Here is a 15,353-nt window from a genome sequence, read left to right on the forward strand (position 1 = left end):
ATGAAGAGGCGACTCCTTTGGAGTCGCCTTCTTTCATGTTTTTAACGTAAATCGATTGCCACTAAATTTGGGCTAATTAACGCTACATTTTAACTGAAACTAATAGATGACGACATTAAATCATTTGATCTGGCTTAACCCATGCATCAAATTGATCCGCCGTTACATGCCCTAACGTCACTGCGGCTGTTTTTAAATCCGTCTCGTGTTGATGCGCATATTTTGCGATCTCACTTGCTTTATCATAGCCGATGTGTGGATTAAGTGCCGTGACTAACATGAGTGATTGATTGACCTTTTCTTTAATTACATCTTCATTTATTTCTAGCCCAGATAAACAACGCAAATTAAAGCTATCCATCGCATCACTCAATAGCTCAATGGATTGGAGGACGTTATAAATAATCACCGGTTTAAATACGTTCAGCTGAAACTGTCCTTGACTCGCCGCAAAACTAATCGTCGTATCATTCCCTAACACTTGGCTACAGACCATCGTCAATGCTTCAATTTGGGTCGGATTCACTTTCCCCGGCATAATTGAACTCCCTGGTTCATTAGCAGGTAGCGTATACTCACCGTACCCAGCACGTGGCCCGCTCGCAAGGTAACGTAAATCATTCCCCATTTTAAAGAGGTCCATGGCAAGCGATTTTATTGTTCCGTGGAACCGGACAAGTTGATCATGACTGGTTAAGCCATGGAAGTGATTATCGGTCTTTCGAAACGGTAACCCCGTATATCGCGACAGTTCATGTGCTACTTCTTCACCAAAGCCACCTGGTGCATTGAGTCCTGTTCCAACTGCTGTTCCGCCAATCGCCAGTTCAAAACATTCATCCATGTCTTGAAGTAACATATGTTCTGTCTTTTCAAGCATCGCTAAATAACCACTGAGTTCTTGCCCTACCGTCAGCGGTGTCGCATCTTGTAGGTGGGTTCGACCAATCTTGACGACTGATTGATAGCGCGCTTGTTTTTCCTCTACTGTTTTAATCAACCGATGTAAGGCTGGAAAGAGTTGATCAGTAACCGCTACAGCCGTAGCAACATGCATCGCGGTTGGAAAAGTATCATTTGAACTTTGGGAACGGTTAACATCATCATTTGGGTGCAATGTGTTTGTTTCGTCTGAAGCAAGGAAGCTTAACACCTCATTTACATTCATATTTGTCTGCGTACCCGAACCTGTTTGCCAAACAACCAGCGGGAAATGTTGATAATCTGGCTGGTGTAACCACTCGTCACTCGCTTTAACAATACGTTCACTCGTTTCCTTAGGCAGTACACCTAACGTGTGATTTGCTTTTGCGGCCGCACGTTTTAACATGACGAACGCTTCAATTAATCGTTTCGGCATCGTTTCAGAACCGATGGGGAAATTTTCTAAACTTCTTTTCGTCTGTGCACCGTAATACACGTCATCACTCACTTCCATCTCCCCAAAAGCATCATATACTTTTCTCATCTTTGATCACTCCTTTTGTTGATTGACTCGCACTTTTATGTTTCGTTTGTCTGTTTCATTTGTCCGTTTTGTTTTCTAGACTCATGTTTTCTATAGGTTATATTGTCTTAGTTTTTTCTGTCTTGTTGACAGAATTATTTGTCTTCTAGAGTCATATTATAGCACAAAAAACCAGGCAGTGACTTAGCGTTCACGACCTGGATAATCAAAACCAAAATATTCTTCAAGCGTCCATTCATTCAGATAAATTTCCGTTGCGACGTCTTTACCGACGTAACGTAAATGCCACGGCTCATAACTATACCCGGTGATCGTTTCTTTGCCTTCTGGATAACGAATAATAAAGCCATATTGATAGGCATTTTCTTTGATATATTGTCCTGCCTCTGTCTCACCAAATGATTGACTGAGTAACACATCGTCATTTCCTTGGACTGTGACATCCATCGCGAGACCCGTTTGGTGTTCACTTGTCCCTGGTTTGGCAGAAAACTGATCCGCATGGGCTTGTCCTTTACTCGCGACATTACTTGCATAAATCGCTTGTTGGCGCTCATAAGAACGGTAACCAGATACAGCCACTAACGTTAGTCCGTCAGTTTCAGCCGCTTCAAATAATGACACTAAAGCCTCGGATGCTTCTTTTCGTAAAAGGCGGCGGTTATCACCCACTGGTGAGTAATGTAAGACATCCGGTTCTGTTAAATCCGGTGGTGTATAACCTTCAGGTAACTCCCGGTACTTATTCACATAAACCAGCATCGATGTTTCGTTATCGACTATATAGAGACCAGTTTCAGGATTTATTCCTGCGGTATTATAATCAGGCTCATTCTTTTCGATCTCAAATGGTTTTTTAGCAAGCAAAGCGGCACCTAGGCGCTTATCGGCCATTGTCCCTTTTAATACGTTAGTTTCTGTACATCCTACTAATACGAGGAGAATAAACAGAACGACAACAAACTTTTTCATATACGTCCACCTCTTTTTTTCTCTTTCATCAGTGTAACACAATTCATTTATGCCTGTCTCTATGAAAAATACGCAACAAAGAACCGAACAAATCGCGTTCGGTTCTTTTTCATTATAGAATGTTTAAGCAGTGGCATTAATCAAGGTAATAATGCCGGTATGCTTGAGCTAACTGGTTAAAGGTTGCTTCATCTCCAGCCTGAATCGCTTCATCTATCGCCTGATCAATCGATTGTTTATTTCGATGAAAAGCTAACTCATCTAATAACAACGTAGCCATAAGCGCATCTTCAAAAGAATAATCACGCTTGGCGATAATGTATTTCGCATACCCATGGTTATAACGACGTAACGTAAAACAAACCTTTTGCTTTTTCATCGATTTCAACTCCTTTTCATCTTTCAATCAGACGTTAGTAATTTTAATAATATATACCCTTCTGGATATTCTTTAAACACATAACCAACGGAAATTCAACAGCCCGTCTTTAACGTATAGCTTTCTTCTTTCTAGTCTATGATACAAAAGTTAAAAGGTGACCAAAGGCAACTTTGTTTCATTACTTTAAATAAGTGGCAACGTGCTTTAACTGTTGCTCTAGACCCACTTGAATTTATTTGCTATCTTTAGTAGATAGACTGTTTAGAAAGAAGGACACCTGATGGATCAATCATTTAAAAAAGTAGCCGCGGGGCTACCCTCTCAATTATTGTGTATATTATTCTCAGCATTGCCAAGCTCTCAGTCAGTTTCATAGCTGACTCACACGCCTTAAGAGCCGATGGTCTAAACAACTCAACCGATGTGTTAAGTTCCATCGTTGTTTTAATTGGTCTGCGGATTGCGATTAAACCAGCGGATCATAATCATCGCTATGGCCATGCGAGAGCCGAGATGATCGCGAGTCTCATCGCTTCTTTTATTATGGTATCGGTCAGTATTCAAGTCATGACACAAGCAGTGACCAACTTCATGAATAAAAATTATCCCGAGCCAGGTCTACTCGCTTTTTGGACCGCAGTGTCAGTGGAATCGTGCTATTTTTCGTCTATAAATATAACAACACACTCGCACGGAAAATCAATAGTCATGCTTTAAAAGCTGCGAGTCTTGATAACCGGGCCGATAGTTTGATTAGTTTTGCTGCAGCCTTTGGTATCATCGGAACATATTTCGGTCTTTACTGGTTGGACTCGGTGTTAGGGCTATTCGTTGGTATCTTAATCTTTTATACCGCCTATCAGACGTTTAGTCACGCTTCACATACACTCTCGGACGGCTTTGATCCGGAGATGATTAAAAAGATTAAACAACTCACCTTACTAGATCCTGGTACAAAACACGTCTCAGATATTCGTGGACGTACCGTCGGTAACCAAGTCATGATTGATATGATTGTTTATGTTGATCCTGATATGACGGTACGAGCTGGTCATGATATAACTGATCGGATTGAAAGTTTACTCTATGACCAGCTCGGGATTGAATATGTGACCATTCACGTGGAACCCTACAGCAACACATAAACAACCGAAACCGACGCAAGCACCACCAAGACGAGCGGCACGCGGACTAAAGACAACACAACCGCTACCGCTCCGCCGATGAGGCTAATCCCTGGTTCGTTTGGAATCGCCTGAATGATACCAGGAAATATTAAGGCCCCTAGTGTAGCGTAAGGAATCACATTTAAAAACTCTCCGACAAGGGGTGGCACGCTAACCTTATCCACAATAAACGGTGGTAAGATGCGCGGCACTATGGTGACTAACCATAATGACAATAACAGCAACAGACTCATACCATCACCTCTTTGCTTCTAATCATCACGCCAACTAAACTAGCGAGTAACGTTGCGACAACAATCCGAATACCTTCTGAAGCTACGGGCGTGAGTAAGTAGTTAACTATCATCGCTAAGACGGCGATCGCGCCGTAACGCCACTCTTTTTTAACAGACGGTAACAACAGTGCAATAAACATCGCATATAAACTAATCCCAAAACTTTGGCCGAGTGTGTCAGGAATAAATGTCCCAATGACACCCCCGAGTAACGACCCCGTTACCCAAGCGAAGTAACCAGCAATATGTAACGTGATGTAAAAACTTACGGGTGTTTGTTTATCCTTATTCAATACACTGAGGACCGAAAACGATTCATCGGTCATGAGCGCCCCTAAGACCGCTTTATCTTTTAACTTAAACGTCCTTAACCGGTGACTCATCGACAGTGACATAATGAAGTGCCGAAAGTTAAGCACAAACGTGGCCAACACTAACTCGATGTAAGTCGCCTGTACAAGCATCATATTAAGGATCATAAACTGACTGGCCCCTCCAAACACTAACGCACTCATGGATGTTAACTCAACCAAACTGAGCCCCGCTTGGTTAGCAAGTACACCGTAGGCGAGCGCGATGGGTAAATACCCAATCATAATCGGTGCCGCCGTCATTAAACCTTCGACTACTGGATGTCGTCTCATTCTCTTTCCCCCTTGCCTTTGCTCTTATATCTCTATAAAAAACAGCTAGCCACTTGGGCTAGCTAATACGTCTTATTCGACGTCATCTTGTTCAGTCAAAATGAGTGGACCGTCTTTAGTGATAATAATCGTATGTTCATACTGAGCTGAACGTGAACCATCAATCGTTCTTGCCGTCCAACCATTATCATCCATCTGCATTTGCCACTGGCCTTCATTTAACATCGGTTCGATGGTAATCGCCATACCTTCTTTTAAACGGGCGCCTTATTCGGTAAACCGTAATGAGGGATGTGTGGTTCTTCGTGAATCGTTGGACCAATACCGTGTCCAGTAAAGTCACGTACAACACTATAGCCTTCTTTTTCCGCATACGTTTGAATCGCATGGCCAATGTCACCAATGCGGTTACCGACTTTTGCTTGTTCGATCCCTAAGTACAGTGATTTTTTCGTCACATCAAGTAACTTTTGTGTTTTTTCATCCGCTTCACCAATCACATACGTCCAGGCAGAATCCGCTAGGCCGCCTTTATATTTAACGACCATATCAATCGTGACAATATCGCCTTGAGTGAGCACATCTTCACGTGGGAACCCGTGGCAAATTTCATCATTAATTGAAGCACATGTCGCGTATTCATATCCTTGGTAGCCTTTTTGTTCAGCCGTTGCGCCGCGCTCGGCTAGATACTTCTCTACAAACCGGTCCACTTCCATCGTCGTGACACCTGGTTTCATCATTTTTGCAATCTCTTTATGCAACTTTGCTAGGAGTTTCCCAGCTTCAACCATCATATCAATTTCTCGTTTACTTTTACGTTGAATCATTCGCTTCTTCCCCTTTCTTCCTAACATACTATAACATATTTCCCGTTAGAACGGGGAACAAAAAACACGGGGATTAAAAAAGAAAATGAAACAAGTCCAGATCAATGGCACTTGTTTCATTGTTATGACGTAACGTCTCTTGTTATGAAAAATTATCTTTTGTTTGTCATTTTCAAGCCTTTAACAATCGTACACCATAAAAACCGCCGGCAACGGTTTTCTCACGTGCTTTAAAGGTCACAGTAATCATCTGTTTTCCTCTTGTTAACGCGCTTGGGACCGAATAATCACGCGTAAACAATTGTCCAGGTCGTCCTGACTGTAACTGTTCTGTTTGAATCACGACACCTTCTACTAAAATGTCAAATAACCTCGGGTAGGTCTCTTTTTCTATTGTAATCGTATCATCACTACCAAAGTATGTGACGCTTAAAATGAGCGGGACATCTATCGCTTTCATCTGATATTGAATGAACCCTTGATCAACACAGTCGCGCCAATGTTTGTCAACACTCGCTAGATAACCGGTACGTGAATTTTCGTGTGTCAGTTTGTGATCGGTTTCTGGTTGTTGTTCACCCGGTGCGACAACATCAACCGTTCGATTGATAAGAGCTAACTTATCTCGCTCGGCTTTGTTTATCTGTTCTGTATAATCTTCTGGTTTTAACACCGTCACATATAACGTATAGCGCTCATGATGAACCGTAAAGAACGGCTTAAAGGTAAAGACGTCCTTTCCTTCTCCAACGATAGGTAATGACTGAAAGGTCAGTGTCTCTTTATCTACACAATGAATCAAGTCTAACGGCGCTTGGTCACTAATAAGCGGAGGGACATGAATCAATGGGTGATGATTGTGCACTTGATGATCACCGACGACATCTGCTTCTGGATAATTGTCACGCCCTAATGCGGCAGCGAGAGCGAGTGGGCCATACATATATACATATTGCCGGTTGTTTTCTTTATTGTGATAAAGATGCACGTCCATCGGCGTAACCCAACTCAGCGCATCCCCTTCATACCACGTTCGGTCAATGATAAAGTAACCCGCTTGTTCTTTCGGATAGATAACCTCACCGTTTAGCATGACGTTCATCGGTCCCTGTATCCAGGACGGCTTTCTTACCCTTACATCGACTGCGACCGCATCCCCACGGGTGACGGTCAAAGTCATTTTATCATTGTACGGAAACTCAGTCTGTTGCTGAAACTGAATCGCTTGATCTTCTAGTGTGACGACTGCGTTAATAAACAGTTGCACGTAAAGCGTGTCATCCATGTGCCTGAAAATATCCGTCCCATAACGGGCGGGGTTTTCCATTCCCGTTCCAGTACAACACCAAAAGCTTTCCTCTTGATCACAATAAACTTTAAAGTGCCCTGGTTCCGTTGGGACGAAGTATGTTTTCCCACCTGTCTCTGGGTCTTGTGACGCCAAAATATGATTAAACAGCGCCCGTTCATAATAATCATAGTAGGTCGACTGTTGATCCCACGCAAAGATCATCGACGCTAGCTTCATCATATTATACGTGTTACACGTTTCCGTCGTTAAAATGCCAAGAGGTTCGGTTTTAGACGGTCCAAAGTGTTCACCGATACTATTGCCCCCGATGACGTAACTACGGTTTTTAATCACTTCATGATAGAAAAACATCACGGTATCTTTATACGCTTGTTTCCCGGTAATTTGATAGAGCTTAGCCGTTCCAAGAATTTTTGGAATCTGGGTATTGGCATGTTTACCAGCTAAATGATCGATGCCTTGACTGAGTGGCGAGAGTATCGCTTCATGTTGGAATCGTTCGGCTAGCGTTAAAAATCGCGCGTCTTTTGTCAGTAAATAGACAGACGCAAAGACGTCATTCATGCCGCCAAATTCACAGATTAACATGCGCTGAAAAGCATCATCCGATAATGATCTTAGCCCTGTCTCTGCCCAATCTGATAGTCGATACAAGACGTCTTTCGCTAAGTTCAAACCAGTAAATTCATACACATCTATTAGTCCTTGAAATATTTTATGAATGCTGTACCACGGCACCCATGACCCGCCTAATGAGAAAGGTTCTACGCGGAAATTACCTGAAAATACTTCATCAAAACAATCGCGCTTAAATCCACTGATGTAGCCATCGCCAGATACGTCTTGTAAATCCGCTAGCTCCATCACGATATAATCAATCCGCGTCTTTAGTTCTTCCTGTTTCGTCGTTTGGTACATAATACTTGTTGCTGATAAATAGTGCCCCAGTGAATGCCCGGCAATCTCCATCGACTCCCAACCACCGTAGCGCGTTTTCTTAGGCTCTAAGCCTAGTGCGATATAACACGGAGCAAGTAAGCGATCAACATCTAGATCAAGTAAAAATTGTTCACCTGTCTCTTGACTCGTTTTAAATAGTCCTTCTGTTAATTGTACGTTTAACACAGTCATCTCCCTTTCTGTTCATAACCTTATGTACCTTCTATTCGACTTTCCTCTTAAACTTTCTTTTAGTATGGCGTGAAGACATCACGATTTCCATACCCATTCTTTTGATTAACCTATCTTTATTTTAGGTTAATTTGATATACTAAAACAAAAGGAGTGAGACCGTTGTTACAAGTGAGATTAAATGCCAATGAACTACCATTAGTAAGTGAAGCGGGTTTTCTAACAGACGAAAGCGGGACCTTTACTCACCTATCGAGAACACTCGAGCACATTCATGTCTTTATTTTCGTTACCTCAGGGACGATTTACGTGACAGAAGAAGGGACGGACTATCGCTTAAATGCGGGTGACTATCTTTTCTTACATGCGAATCACACGCATTTTGGTAAGCAACCATTTGACGCTGGTACCTCGTGGTATTATCTTCATTTCTATAAACACTCGGATTTAAAACAAACAGCTTTAGAACTAGAGCGAGCATCTTTTATTACGCCACTAAGATATTATGATAAACACCTTACCTTACCTAAAACAGGACAGGTCAAACACAGGTATATCCTCACAGATTTATTTGATCAGATACTCGCCTCAAAACGGGACGGGAGCGTGAAGCAATCGATCGATGCTTATCAATTATTGTATGAGCTTTACTTGTTGAACCAAAAATCAAACTCAAACGCCTATCCTCTCATCGACCGCGTTTACGAACTTATTGAAGACACACGCGGTAAGGCAACAGGAGAGATATTTAGTTCCACCTTGCATTTAAATTACAGTTATATTTCGACTGTCTTTAAACAAACGACAGGGCAAACCATTCAACAAGCAAAAAACAACTATCTAATTGAACAAGCGATTAAATTGTTTCGCTATGAAGGACTGAACGTCACAGAAGCAAGTGAACGCCTACAGTTTGCGAATCCTTACTATTTTAGTCGAGTATTTAAACAAGTGACTGGCACTTCACCTAAACAGTACATCAAACAACAGTTAAATTAAAACAAGCATTAAACAAGTGAGGATAGAGATCATCGCTTGTTTAATGCTTAACTTCGTTTCATTCATTGTCTTTTTTCTTCACGCGACAAGTTCTGAGTCAGGGAAGCCAACCTTTCATCTCAATCGGTTTGATCCTGTTTATACAGGCGCGGATACTTTTTCTTTTATGTTCTCTGTCCCGCAGCATAATCATGAGGATGTGGTTGTTGGTCACTGAAATTAATATCAGTTTCTGGTAAACCTCTCCCTCTAAATCAAAGATTATAAAGGAGATTACTGATGAAACGACGGTAACAACTCTCTTGGTCCACTTCACTCATTCCTTTTAAATATATACTTCATTCAAAGTCACTCACACAAAGAAAAAAAGAAGAATCAGGATCAAACTGACTCTTCATAAACAAACGTATTTTTCTTACTCTCTCTTACCTATCAAAAGTAAGGTGTCGCCATTGATGCCCCAATAATGATAAGTAAGATGAATAGGACAACAAGTAAACTGAATTGTGGTGATTGACACTTATCATATCCTTGATCACAACATTTCTCATGACAGCCCATATCTTTCACCTCCTACTTACATAAATAGTGTATGAAAGTAACAGGTTTTGGACTGGGTTATTGACTCTTTTAGACAAAGTCGTGAATGCTGTAATAATGACCATTTATTAATGCTTGTTCATCTAGAAGTAAATCAACTAACACATTGCCTACCGTTTCCGGACTTCTTAAGGCATTTTCTTGTTTATATTCTTTAAATTGATCAACATCTTTAAATTGTGCTTTTGATGTGCTTCTAATATCCCTTTGCATGGATGTATCCATAATACTCGGGTCAAAGAGAATAATTTTATGTTGTTCATCTAATTCATCCACTTCTAAAGCGACCGTTTCTGTATAGCGATTAATCGCGGCTTTCGTTGCACCGTATAAGCTCCAACCATACGTTGATCGTTGAGCTGCACCTGAAGAGATATTAGCTAGAATCACTTTCGTCTGATATTTTTTGGCGTCATGTAGGAGACGTGAAGTGGTAAACATGGGTGCCGTCAGATTCAGGTTCACGTGTTTTTCAATCGCTTCTCTCGTGTGATTAGCGCTCACATCAATTGGATTCACCGTCGCCGCATTATTAATGAGATAGACTTTCTCGGTATCTTTTTTAAAGACCAGTGTTTTAATTTGATCACACGTATCTTCTAACTCATCGACTGCCGATAAATCACAGCTGTATGAATAGAATGACGCTTCCGTTGATTCACTATAGGTAAGTAACTGTTTGTTGATCGATCGACTGATGCCCACAACGGATACACCCTCATCTAAAAATCGGCGGGCTAAGGTTTCCCCTAAACCTTTTGAAGCTCCTGTAATAATCGCATAATTCACATTCATTCCTCCCGATCATTGTTAATTTTACGTTGATTAATCTGTTTCATTTATAGTTTTAATTATAGCGTAAATTGGAGCGTTTTAAAACGTCTACTCTCCATCCCTTCACTTAAATCAAGCGGATTCATAAGACAAAAAAACGTATGAAACTTCAGATGAACAAAAAACATGACAGCTGATGTGAGGTTTTGTCAGAATTCTCTTACTTTTCATACAAAACACTTGATAAATAGGTCGTATTTGGCGTAAAGTATAGAGTATATCTAAAGGGGGAATCCACTGTGTCTCAATCATTTAATACAAAAACCGTTCATTTTAAAACAGCCAAACACCAACCACATAATAGTAAAGTCACACCTATTTATCAAACGAGTGCTTTTTCATTTAAAGACTTAGACGACGTCGAAGCGTTCTATAACGGTGAGAAGGACTATTTGTATTCTCGGGTCGGAAATCCTAATCCAGATGAATTAGCGCATGTCGTTAGTCAACTTGAAAATGCCCCGGCAGGCGTCAGCGCAGCATCAGGACTCGCGGCCATCTTAGTTGGTGTCTTATCTGTCTGTCAGGCAGGGGACCATATTTTAGCATCAACGGATATTTACGGCGGTACTTATGAATTATTCGAAACGGAACTTACTTCGTTTGGGATTGAACTCTCATTCGTTGACTTTAAAGACTTGGATGCCGTCGCAAAAGAAATCAAACCAAACACCAAATTAGTGTACACCGAATCCATTACCAATCCGCTTCTTTACGTAGAAGATTTAACGGCGATTGTTGCGTTAAGTCAGAAGCATAACTTAAAAACGATGGTCGATAACACCTTTGCGACACCGTACTTAATCACGCCTTACGACCAAGGTGTGAACTTAGTCGTACATAGCGCGACAAAATACTTAGGGGGTCATAGTGATGTCACCGCAGGAGTAGTCGTTGGTGATGAGGATTTGATTAAAAAAGCCCGCACTAAAGCGATCCACTTAGGCCCAACACTTGCGCCAATGGAAGCCTGGCTTACTGTCCGCGGGGTAAAAACACTTGCCTTACGAATGGAAAAGCAAGTCGCTAACGCCCAAAAGCTTGCGGATGCCTTAAGCGCGCATGAAGACATTCATACTGTCTATTACCCAAAACAAGCGAGTCCGAAAGGAAACGGCGCGATTGTGACCATTGACTTAAAAGATACGATTGATGTCAAAACTTTCTTCCAATCACTCGGTTTCGTGAAGATTGTCCCAACGTTAGCTGGCGTTGAGACAACGGTGTCTTATCCGAAAACAACGTCTCACCGTGCCTTACCTGAAGATGTGCAACAATCGCTCGGTATTACCACCGGATTAGTACGCATCTCTGTTGGCATTGAAGATAGTGACGATATTATCCAAGCTTTCACCGAGGCATTATCAAACAGTCAGCACGCCTAGCCGACTTCTTAGATCTTACATGGTGAACGATATGACCTATAAGGTGTCAACATAAATAGCCGTCCAACGACATGTTGGACGGCTATTGTTTATTTGCAGCTTTTTTCTATAAGGGCACTGTGACGTTAATCTTAGTCTTTTACTTGTTTCTTATTCTTTCTTGAGATGACATAAAGCAAACTACTGGAGACAATCAACAATAATCCAAACGCCATCAAGCTGTACATTAAGGTTGCGGTGTTCGGTAAGGCCCCTAATATATTATCATTAGACCCATTATCATTGCTCTCACCCGACACATTCCCAGTTGAGTTTGAGTTATTAGCGTTCGCATTTGTATCCGAGTCATTTCCGTTATTATTGTCATTATTGTTTGAATTTGAATTATCATCCGTTGCATCATCTGATGTATCCGGAAGTGTCTCATCATCTGTCGATCCATTTCCATCATTACTACCGTCATTCGTTTGATTATCATCGTTTGAGGCATCATCGTCCTCGCCTGTTGTGTCATCGTCTGGGTCCTCATTTGGATCAACATCAGCCACGACGTCTACTTCTGCAATCGCATAGTAGCTAAACGTATCTGTTTTAATCGTAACTTTTTTGCTTGATGCGTCATACGAAGCAATCGGATTGATAGAAAGTGCCCCCTCTTGACTTAAACGAATGAAACGCAACCCATCAGGATTATTAATCGTTGTAGGCTCCACATCAAATGTCAACGTCACCGGAGCGGGGAACTTTCCATTATATCGATTACCTGTATTAAAAATATTCAAATGATAAATGTTAGACTTCAAATCAAACACATCAAAACCGGCTTGATTTGGTTTTTCTTCGACGGTAAAGTTAAATTTTTTATTTTTAAAGAAATCATCCGTCAATAAAGCATTCGGGAATTCTACTGTTAAGCGTTCCTCATCATGCGTTGTTGTTAACGTTTCATTATTTGTTAATTGTTCAAGTACATCATTATTCACATAAATATTGTTCTTATTTTTCGTATAAAGGTTTCCATCGCCACCTTGATACGTCGGTAAATTAATGTTTTCAATGACTACTGCATTGGATTCATATTCATAATCATCTTCATCATCGTTCGTTGTATCATCATCCGTCGCATCATCATCGTCAGAGTCATCTGGTGTTGGGTCTGATTCGACAATCTCTTCGATAATGACATATTTACCTGTTTGTTTTGGCTCGATTCTTACCGTTTCGGTTGATGGACTGTAATCACTAATGTCTTCAATATAAATCTCACCGTTTCTAGCAATTGTCGCATACTTTAAGCCATCTGGATTATCGATTTGATTTGGATCGACATCAAATGTCATTGACACTTTCTCCGTCGTTGGGAACGTGTTCAAGTAAAGATTTTGACTGTTACTTAATGTAAAGTCATAAACGGCACTTCTTAGTCTTAGTCCATTGAAATCAGACTTGTCAGCTAAAGATTTTACTTGATAGTTAAATTGATCACCCATAAAATGCGGCATCGTCATTAAAGCATGAGGCACACTCACGACCACCCCATTGTGTGAGGCTCTAAACTGATTACCTGACGTTAATTGTGTTAACACTTCATCTAAGATAATGACGTGACTCTTATCAAACGTATAAATATCGCCATTGACGATTTGATAGGTATCTAAATTGTCATTGTCAATAATAAGCAACTCCGATGGAACTGGTTCTTCCGGGTCATCGGGATCGGTTGGATTACCAGGATTTTCAGGGTCAGTTGGTTCCTCTGGTTCTTCCGGCGCTTCATAAACATACCCATTCGGTCCAATAATGGTTTTAAGTTCTTTCGTTGTTTTCACAAACACATAGTTACCAGGGTGGTAAATCGCCGCCGATAGCGTCGGATGATCCGCCTGATCGTCATAATCATTCACTGGATAGTACTCTCGAATAATGAACTCTGTGCCATTCGCTGTGTATTCATAATTACGGTAGAGGTAAAACTCTTCATCATCTTCTTTATCCGGTAATGGCATGGAATAAACAAGCGGTGCTGAAAAACGGGTTATTTCGTTCATCGCTCGTTCATCTTTAACCACATCTTCTTCTGTCACTTCAACTTCGGTCCCACCGAATAACTTAACATCTACTGACTGACCTATTCCGGTCACATCGGCATTAGGTGAGTAAGTACTGTTTAAATCCGTCCGTAATTCAACGACGTCACGCTGGGTGGGATTCATATAAGAGGTCGGTAATTGTAACGACATGTCTTGGTCATTAAAGATTAAGTCTTTCACTTGGATCGCTTTATTGACTGTTGTTGAGTTAAACACGATCGGCGCGATTTGGTTCACAAAGATTTTCGAACCAACATCTTTATAGTACTTGTTATAGAGCGTATCTGAGAAGTAAACAAACTCAGACACTGGTTGGTCATTGTCCACAAATAAAAACGTCAAATCATTGTTTTCGGTATTGAACATGATTTCACCGGTCTGAGTGTCATAATAAATTTTCGTCTCAAAATCTTCCCGGTACTGCCCGTCTTCTAAATACACGAGTGTCGGTGTTTTAGAAAGACCTGGTTTAATTCGAGCGATTAAGTTACTTACGTCAACTCGGTTAATCGCCTGAACACTGTTATCTCGTTCATACATATCGGCGAAATAACTTAAATGATTTGATAAAGGTGTCATGGTGACATTATTCATGACGAAATCACCTTGATCATTCTTAATGTTATAAGGGGCTGCCTGTTGAAAAGCCATGAGTAGGGAGTAATCAGTCGATACGACTTCTGGAGAAAATGAAGCTTTTAGGAAATCATTTTCTAATGCGAAAGTCGTCTCATTATTAAAAGGTTCATAATCCATTTTGTCATGGTAGATTCCGTAACCATACACCGCCTCGCGTACAGTTAATTTATTGGTGCTGTTGCTGTAGGCATTTATTATCTGAGGATAGCCTAAGTAGACCGCGTCTCGTACGGATAATTCTTGTTCAAATGCTTGGTGTCGATCAGCCGAATCAAGATTTGCACTGAACTTAAACGGTGATAAGAATGGTAAAAGTAAACTAATCGCTAATACGCCACTAATGAGCGCTAATTTTTGTTTCATATGTTATAACCTCCGGAAATTCTCTCATTATAATAGAGTCACTAGCTGATTGAACTACCCCCACCTAACATTCTCACGAATGTTTGAGGAAGGGGATTCCATAAGGACACCCTAAAGGCGACCCATGCTCGTTCAACTAAGCATGGATTTTTCTACTTTCCAACCGCCGCAAACCTATTTTCTCAACATCTGTTAAAGCATATTGGGAAAATAGTGTGTCCCAGGAACACAACTTGCTTGGG

The 15,353-nt window shown here is 41.1% G+C and carries 14 protein-coding genes and 1 pseudogene; 5 read left to right on the forward strand and 10 right to left on the reverse strand.

Going from position 1 to position 15,353, the window contains the following annotated elements:
- Positions 1-115: 115 nt before the first annotated feature.
- The 3 genes from fumC to JCM19043_RS12715 form a co-directional block, all read right to left on the reverse strand.
- Positions 116-1,468 carry a class II fumarate hydratase gene (gene fumC, locus JCM19043_RS12705; RefSeq protein WP_062323023.1) on the reverse strand — a complete coding sequence of 451 codons (1,353 nt, stop codon included), beginning with the start codon at positions 1,466-1,468 and terminating at the stop codon, positions 116-118.
- A 183-nt stretch (positions 1,469-1,651) separates the two neighbouring features.
- Positions 1,652-2,440 carry a D-alanyl-D-alanine carboxypeptidase family protein gene (locus JCM19043_RS12710; protein ID WP_062323025.1) on the reverse strand — a complete coding sequence of 263 codons (789 nt, stop codon included), beginning with the start codon at positions 2,438-2,440 and terminating at the stop codon, positions 1,652-1,654.
- A 136-nt stretch (positions 2,441-2,576) separates the two neighbouring features.
- Positions 2,577-2,819 carry an IDEAL domain-containing protein gene (locus JCM19043_RS12715; RefSeq protein WP_062323027.1) on the reverse strand — a complete coding sequence of 81 codons (243 nt, stop codon included), beginning with the start codon at positions 2,817-2,819 and terminating at the stop codon, positions 2,577-2,579.
- A gap of 333 nt (positions 2,820-3,152) precedes the next feature.
- Between JCM19043_RS12715 and JCM19043_RS18260 the strand changes: the two genes are divergently transcribed.
- On the forward strand, positions 3,153-3,539 hold the full coding sequence (locus JCM19043_RS18260; protein ID WP_255349969.1) for a cation diffusion facilitator family transporter: 387 nt from the start codon (positions 3,153-3,155) through the stop codon (positions 3,537-3,539).
- A complete protein-coding gene (locus tag JCM19043_RS18265) occupies positions 3,476-3,967 on the forward strand; it encodes a cation diffusion facilitator family transporter (protein WP_255349970.1) in 492 nt (163 codons plus the stop codon). Before JCM19043_RS18260 ends, JCM19043_RS18265 begins: the two co-directional genes overlap by 64 nt.
- Here JCM19043_RS18265 and JCM19043_RS12725 read toward each other — a convergent pair.
- The 4 genes and pseudogenes from JCM19043_RS12725 to JCM19043_RS12740 all read right to left on the reverse strand — a co-directional run bounded on the left by JCM19043_RS12725 (position 3,952) and on the right by JCM19043_RS12740 (position 8,195).
- Positions 3,952-4,242 carry an AzlD domain-containing protein gene (locus JCM19043_RS12725; protein WP_062323029.1) on the reverse strand — a complete coding sequence of 97 codons (291 nt, stop codon included), beginning with the start codon at positions 4,240-4,242 and terminating at the stop codon, positions 3,952-3,954. The genes JCM19043_RS18265 and JCM19043_RS12725 overlap by 16 nt on opposite strands.
- On the reverse strand, positions 4,239-4,928 hold the full coding sequence (locus JCM19043_RS12730; RefSeq protein ID WP_062323031.1) for an AzlC family ABC transporter permease: 690 nt from the start codon (positions 4,926-4,928) through the stop codon (positions 4,239-4,241). The genes JCM19043_RS12725 and JCM19043_RS12730 overlap by 4 nt, the downstream gene beginning before the upstream one ends.
- 72 nt (positions 4,929-5,000) lie before the next feature.
- Positions 5,001-5,758, reverse strand: a pseudogene (gene map, locus JCM19043_RS12735) (type I methionyl aminopeptidase).
- A gap of 172 nt (positions 5,759-5,930) precedes the next feature.
- Positions 5,931-8,195, reverse strand: a complete 2,265-nt coding sequence (locus JCM19043_RS12740; protein ID WP_062323041.1) for a beta-L-arabinofuranosidase domain-containing protein — start codon at positions 8,193-8,195, stop codon at positions 5,931-5,933.
- Between the two features lie 177 nt (positions 8,196-8,372).
- Here JCM19043_RS12740 and JCM19043_RS12745 point away from each other — a divergent pair, with 177 nt between their 5' ends.
- Together JCM19043_RS12745 and JCM19043_RS17800 are read left to right on the forward strand one after the other, a co-directional pair.
- Positions 8,373-9,200, forward strand: coding sequence for an AraC family transcriptional regulator (locus tag JCM19043_RS12745; RefSeq protein ID WP_231631549.1), 828 nt, complete (start codon positions 8,373-8,375; stop codon positions 9,198-9,200).
- 43 nt (positions 9,201-9,243) lie between these two features.
- Positions 9,244-9,417: a hypothetical protein gene (locus tag JCM19043_RS17800; protein ID WP_222594291.1), complete on the forward strand. Its 174-nt coding sequence runs from the start codon at positions 9,244-9,246 to the stop codon at positions 9,415-9,417.
- Positions 9,418-9,632: 215 nt separating this feature from the next.
- On the opposite strand, the gene JCM19043_RS16110 is transcribed toward JCM19043_RS17800, so the two are convergent.
- Both JCM19043_RS16110 and JCM19043_RS12750 read right to left on the reverse strand, forming a co-directional pair.
- Positions 9,633-9,761 carry a YjcZ family sporulation protein gene (locus JCM19043_RS16110; RefSeq protein WP_082394561.1) on the reverse strand — a complete coding sequence of 43 codons (129 nt, stop codon included), beginning with the start codon at positions 9,759-9,761 and terminating at the stop codon, positions 9,633-9,635.
- A gap of 69 nt (positions 9,762-9,830) precedes the next feature.
- Positions 9,831-10,589, reverse strand: a complete 759-nt coding sequence (locus JCM19043_RS12750) for an SDR family NAD(P)-dependent oxidoreductase (protein WP_062323035.1) — start codon at positions 10,587-10,589, stop codon at positions 9,831-9,833.
- Positions 10,590-10,873: 284 nt separating this feature from the next.
- Between JCM19043_RS12750 and JCM19043_RS12755 the strand changes: the two genes are divergently transcribed.
- Positions 10,874-12,019, forward strand: a complete 1,146-nt coding sequence (locus JCM19043_RS12755) for a PLP-dependent aspartate aminotransferase family protein (RefSeq protein WP_062323037.1) — start codon at positions 10,874-10,876, stop codon at positions 12,017-12,019.
- A gap of 131 nt (positions 12,020-12,150) precedes the next feature.
- On the opposite strand, the gene JCM19043_RS12760 is transcribed toward JCM19043_RS12755, so the two are convergent.
- Positions 12,151-15,111, reverse strand: coding sequence for a hypothetical protein (locus tag JCM19043_RS12760; RefSeq protein ID WP_062323039.1), 2,961 nt, complete (start codon positions 15,109-15,111; stop codon positions 12,151-12,153).
- Positions 15,112-15,353: the final 242 nt, after the last annotated feature.

The organism is Halolactibacillus sp. JCM 19043, from assembly GCF_001310395.1.
Taxonomy (GTDB): domain Bacteria; phylum Bacillota; class Bacilli; order Bacillales; family Amphibacillaceae; genus Halolactibacillus; species Halolactibacillus miurensis.

Excerpts from the sequence above, each read along its gene's own strand:
- fumC (WP_062323023.1), bottom strand. The coding sequence starts at position 1,468 with ATGAGAAAAGTATATGATGCTTTTGGGGAGATGGAAGTGAGTGATGAC.
- JCM19043_RS12710 (WP_062323025.1), bottom strand. The coding sequence starts at position 2,440 with ATGAAAAAGTTTGTTGTCGTTCTGTTTATTCTCCTCGTATTAGTAGGA.
- JCM19043_RS12715 (WP_062323027.1), bottom strand. The coding sequence starts at position 2,819 with ATGAAAAAGCAAAAGGTTTGTTTTACGTTACGTCGTTATAACCATGGG.
- JCM19043_RS12725 (WP_062323029.1), bottom strand. The coding sequence starts at position 4,242 with ATGAGTCTGTTGCTGTTATTGTCATTATGGTTAGTCACCATAGTGCCG.
- JCM19043_RS12730 (WP_062323031.1), bottom strand. The coding sequence starts at position 4,928 with ATGAGACGACATCCAGTAGTCGAAGGTTTAATGACGGCGGCACCGATT.
- JCM19043_RS17800 (WP_222594291.1), top strand. The coding sequence starts at position 9,244 with ATGCTTAACTTCGTTTCATTCATTGTCTTTTTTCTTCACGCGACAAGT.
- JCM19043_RS16110 (WP_082394561.1), bottom strand. The coding sequence starts at position 9,761 with ATGGGCTGTCATGAGAAATGTTGTGATCAAGGATATGATAAGTGTCAA.
- JCM19043_RS12760 (WP_062323039.1), bottom strand. The coding sequence starts at position 15,111 with ATGAAACAAAAATTAGCGCTCATTAGTGGCGTATTAGCGATTAGTTTA.